Origin of the sequence: Lyngbya sp. PCC 8106, from assembly GCF_000169095.1 — a bacterium.
Taxonomy (GTDB): Bacteria; Cyanobacteriota; Cyanobacteriia; order Cyanobacteriales; family Microcoleaceae; genus Capilliphycus.
This window is the reverse complement of the sequence record NZ_AAVU01000092.1, coordinates 1-4,610: the sequence shown is the minus strand read 5'-3', so window position 1 is coordinate 4,610 and position 4,610 is coordinate 1. Positions and strand designations below refer to the sequence as shown.

The window sequence follows — 4,610 nt, the reverse complement described above, 5'->3', positions numbered from 1 at the left end:
AGATGTCCCCAAGTTGGTTGAGACAATCACGATCACGACATTGAGAAATTGCCTCTAGGCCCTGTTCGATCCAAAGTGGCAGGCAGCGGTACGACACGAAGATTGCTCCTGACCCTACTATCTTAACCCAAATTTGGTGCGGCCATAACTCTAGATGTTCAATTTGTCGGGGGGCAATACCGAGCCATGCTGAGACTTCTAACCAAACTCGCGCCAATGGCCATTTAGCCGGAACGATAATTCCCGCTGTGATTAAGTTCTTAGACATAATAGATTACACCTAGATTCTGGAGCTGTTATATTGTCCCAAAGCTTCTACATATAGTGTTTGCCGGGATAGTCTGTTTATCTTAACTCTATATCTAGTATTTCGTCTAGTTAATTCTGAACCAATTTTCAGTGTCTGTCTTTATTTAAAGTCCAGTATTTTACTATAACATATCAAGTTGATTTTTGCAAAGGTGAGAGAATCCAAAATTTTAGATGTTAGTTTGGACAGGGAACAGTTATCCGTGACCCGTTTTTTGATGTCACTCTGAGAGATTCCTGCACGTTCGCGGATTAATGACAATCAACTCCTAAACGCCCTTATCTCCTAACCTATGAACCTCAGTCGAATTCATCACGTTGCGATTATTTGTTCAGATTATGAGAAATCCAAAGATTTTTATGTCAATATTTTAGGGTTTTCGATTATTGAAGAAACCTATAGATCGGCGAGAAACTCCTATAAACTGGATTTGAGAGTTGGCGATCGCGATCAAATTGAATTATTTTCCTTTGAAAATCCCCCCCAACGTCCAAACCGTCCTGAAGCTTGTGGTTTAAGACATTTAGCATTTGAGGTGGAAAATTTAGACGAATCTGTAGCGTTACTACAATCAAAAGGCGTTGAAACCGAACAAATTAGAACCGATGAAATCACGGGAAAACGATTTACATTCTTCAAAGATCCTGATAATTTACCCTTAGAAATCTATGAATATTAATTGCTTAGACTGTTTCTCTTTCATACACATCTTTATTCAACATTAAAATTCTATGGCGGGGGATTTAGAGGGCAATAGTTATTCAATTTTCCATCGGTGTCCACTCTCCAACGGGAACAAACGCCGCCCAAAAATAAGGATGTTGATATTCTTGAGAATTTAACATCTCTAATTGTGTTTGACGCCACGCCTCCGAACGTCCTTGATTTTGCAACAACCGTTGATAATATTTAATCATTAATTCCATCGTTCCTTCATCGCTAACCGTCCACAAACTCATTAATAAACTTTCCGCACCCGCCAACGTAAACGCCCGACGTAAACCATAAACCCCCTCGCCATTTTCAATCTCTCCCAACCCCGTTTCACAAGCGGATAATACAACTAATTTAGTTCCTCTCAGCTTTAAATTTGCCACTTCTAAAGCCGTTAAAACCCCATCATCCGAACCACTTTCACGGGGATTAAAACCCGCCAACGCTAAACCGGAACGCAGCAAAGGATTTTCTTGAATAGGAGTATTTTGTTGAGTGTTTTCTGAGATAAAACCAAAAGTATTATCCGGTTCAACTCGGGGAAGATTTTGTAAGAAAAAGCCGTGAGTTGCAATATGTAAAATTTCCGGGGATTGCAACTGTTTAACTACATTTTCTGTGGCTTTAGATTGGGTAAATAACGTCACATCAGACAATAAAGGTGCAATCACCTTTGCTTCTTCTGCGGTTCCCGGTAACGCCCCAAAACTCATGTCTACTCCTCTGGAAAGTTGATTCATTCCGCGAGTTTGGGATAGCCCCCCTCTGTCCCCCCAAGTTTGAGGGGAAATTTCAGAGTTTTTTGAAACAGCAACCGTTGTCGGTTCTCCCGGTTTATCATAATCTGGGTTAGCAACAATAACAGGCGGTTGTTTGTGAGAATATTCAAGTTGTAAACGAACTAAATCTCGTCCCGTTGTGAGATAAGTAATTTGATAAGTTTCCAGTAAATACCGATTATTTTCATCAACCAACGCCGCAAACGGAATTAAATTTAACTGTGCATCCGGCGAGACAATAATATGATTAACATTCCCCAACTTTTCTCGAATCGGTTGCATTAACAGTTCATCAAGTTTTCGTCCGGTCTGTTTAACTTGATTAGAATTCCCCATGAAAGCATCTTTTTTGTCTTTTAGGGCTAAATTGAAGCGAAAGAAAGCCGCTTTGTGAATAGGTTCCGCTTCTCCCAAATCTACCCATTGCGGTTCACCGGAAGATTTAAGAATATAAGCCGCATAATGAGGTTTTCCCCATTGGTTTGCTTTCGCATTCCAAGGATAATAAAGCACAAATTCAACTAACGCCGCATCTTCGGGAATCAACTGTTGTACCGCTTCGATGGTAACGGGTTCTGAAATGGTTCTAAATTCGGCGCTGCGGCGAGACAGTTCCGCTTCGAGTTGGTCTGATTTTTGTCTTAAATTTGCAACTTGTTGACGGTATTGTTCTTCGGGGATATTTTCAGGTTGATTATAAATCAGAGTTGCCAATTCAGTTCTAACTGTAGCTAATTCATCGAGTAACTGTTGATTTTCTGGGGTAATATTTTCACGTAATAGTTGTAAGTTATCGGTCATCACATCCAAAATCCGACCTTTGCGACGGAGAATCGTTGTTAACGCCAAACGCGCCGCTTCTGAGTTGTTCGGTGCATCTTTAATATGCAGAGAAATAGCAGCATTCGTTGTATTAGAAACTGTTTTCATTGAGTCTTGTTTCTGACGTTCCGAACCCGTTGCGAGGAGAACATTGAGGTTTTGTTCTTCAACGTCTAGTCCTCGACTCAGAAAGTTAATGGCTTGGGTTGTGTCTCCTTGAACTTGGTAGAGTAATGCCAAGTTGTTGAGGCTTTGGGCGACATCGGGATGGTTTTCTCCCAGGGCTTTTTCACGGATAGCTAAGGAACGTTGATAGAGAGGTTCAGCTTCGCTGTAGCGTCCTTGGTCACGGTAGAGTAATGCCAAGTTGTGGAGGCTGTTAGCGACATCGGGATGGTTTCCTCCCAGGGCTTTCTCATAGATAGCTAAGGAACGTTGGTAAAGGGGTTCGGCTTCATCGTAGCGTCCTTGGTCACTGTAGAGTAATGCCAAGTTGTTGAGGCTGTTAGCGACATCGGGATGGTTTCCTCCCAGGGCTTTCTCATAGATAGCTAAGGAACGTTGGTAAAGGGGTTCGGCTTCATCGTAGCGTCCTTGGTCACTGTAGAGTAATGCCAAGTTGTTGAGGCTGTTAGCGACATCGGGATGGTTTCCTCCCAGGGCTTTCTCATAGATAGCTAAGGAACGTTGGTAGAGGGGTTCGGCTTCATCGTAGCGTCCTTGGGAGTCGTAGAGTAATGCTAAGTTGTTGAGGCTGGTGGCGACAAGGGGATGGTTTTCTCCCAGGGCTTTCTCATAGATAGCTAAGGAACGTTCGTAGAGGGGTTCGGCTTCATCGTAGCGTCCTTGGTCACTGTAGAGTAATGCCAAGTTGTTGAGGCTGGTGGCAACTGAGGGATGGTTTTCTCCCAGGGCTTTCTCATAGATAGCTAAGGAACGTTCGTAGAGGGGTTCGGCTTCATCGTAGCGTCCTTGGTCACTGTAGAGTAATGCCAAGTTGTTGAGGCTGGTGGCAACTGAGGGATGGTTTTCTCCCAGGGCTTTCTCATAGATAGCTAAGGAACGTTCGTAGAGGGGTTCAGCTTCATCGTAGCGTCCTTGATAGTAGTAGAGTAATGCTAAGTTGTTGAGGCTGGTGGCAACTGAGGGATGGTTTTCTCCCAAGGCTTTCTCAACAATAGCTAAGGCACGTTGGAAAAGGGGTTCGGCTTCATCGTAGCGTCCTTGGTCACGGTAGAGTAATGCCAAGTTGTTGAGGCTGGTGGCGACAAGGGGATGGTTTTCTCCCAGGGCTTTTTCATCAATAGCTAAGGAACGTTCGTAGAGGGGTTCGGCTTCATCGTAGCGTCCTTGGGAACGGTAAAGTTCTGCCAACCAAGCCATACTACTAGCGACATCGGGATGGTTTTCCCCTAAAAGTCTCTCTCGAATTTCTAGAACTTGTTCTGCTAGAGGTATCGCTTCGTTATATTTTCCTTCTCGATGAAGTTGCTCAACTTGTTGGTTAAGTCCGCTGGCTTGTTCGAGTTCAGGAGATAGAGGAAAAGATGGTGGTGTCTCTTGTGGTGGACGATATTGTGGAATGGGGGAAGAAGTTTGGTTTATCCAAGATGGGACAGGAATGTTTGGGTCTAATAACTGAAATTGGTATCTAGAAGAATTTGTCTGTCCGCTAACAGGTTGAGGTGTTCCCGTTAACAGTCCAGAATATCCAACGAAAACCGTTAGCCAGAGGAAGGGGTTGAGGGTAGTTCGCTTCATCGGGTAGATAGTCACGCCAAGTTCATTATCTCTTATGTCTGAGGGGTGTTGAGTTATGCAGTTTTAGGTTTGACAACAACAGCTACCGTGTATACATGAGTATTCAGTTGAGTATTGCCCCCTCAATTCCCTCTCCCCTAAATCCCTCTTGGAATCCCCCTCCCGTCCCCCTTGGTAAGGGGGAAGCCAGAAGTAGCTTCGCCTTAATTTATAGGGGGAAGCCA

At 43.8% G+C, this 4,610-nt stretch carries 2 protein-coding genes and 1 pseudogene; 1 reads left to right on the top strand and 2 read right to left on the bottom strand.

Annotated elements, in window-relative coordinates:
• Nucleotides 1-268, bottom strand: a pseudogene (locus tag L8106_RS32700) (hypothetical protein); the annotation flags it as partial.
• 334 nt (nt 269-602) lie between these two features.
• Between L8106_RS32700 and L8106_RS28925 the strand changes: the two are divergent.
• Entirely contained in the window at nt 603-989 is a 387-nt protein-coding gene (locus tag L8106_RS28925) for a VOC family protein (protein WP_009788136.1), read from the top strand.
• 82 nt (nt 990-1,071) lie between these two features.
• Here L8106_RS28925 and L8106_RS28920 read toward each other — a convergent pair whose 3' ends face one another.
• Nucleotides 1,072-4,386, bottom strand: a complete 3,315-nt coding sequence (locus L8106_RS28920; protein ID WP_009788135.1) for a CHAT domain-containing tetratricopeptide repeat protein — start codon at nt 4,384-4,386, stop codon at nt 1,072-1,074.
• Nucleotides 4,387-4,610 lie beyond the last annotated feature (224 nt).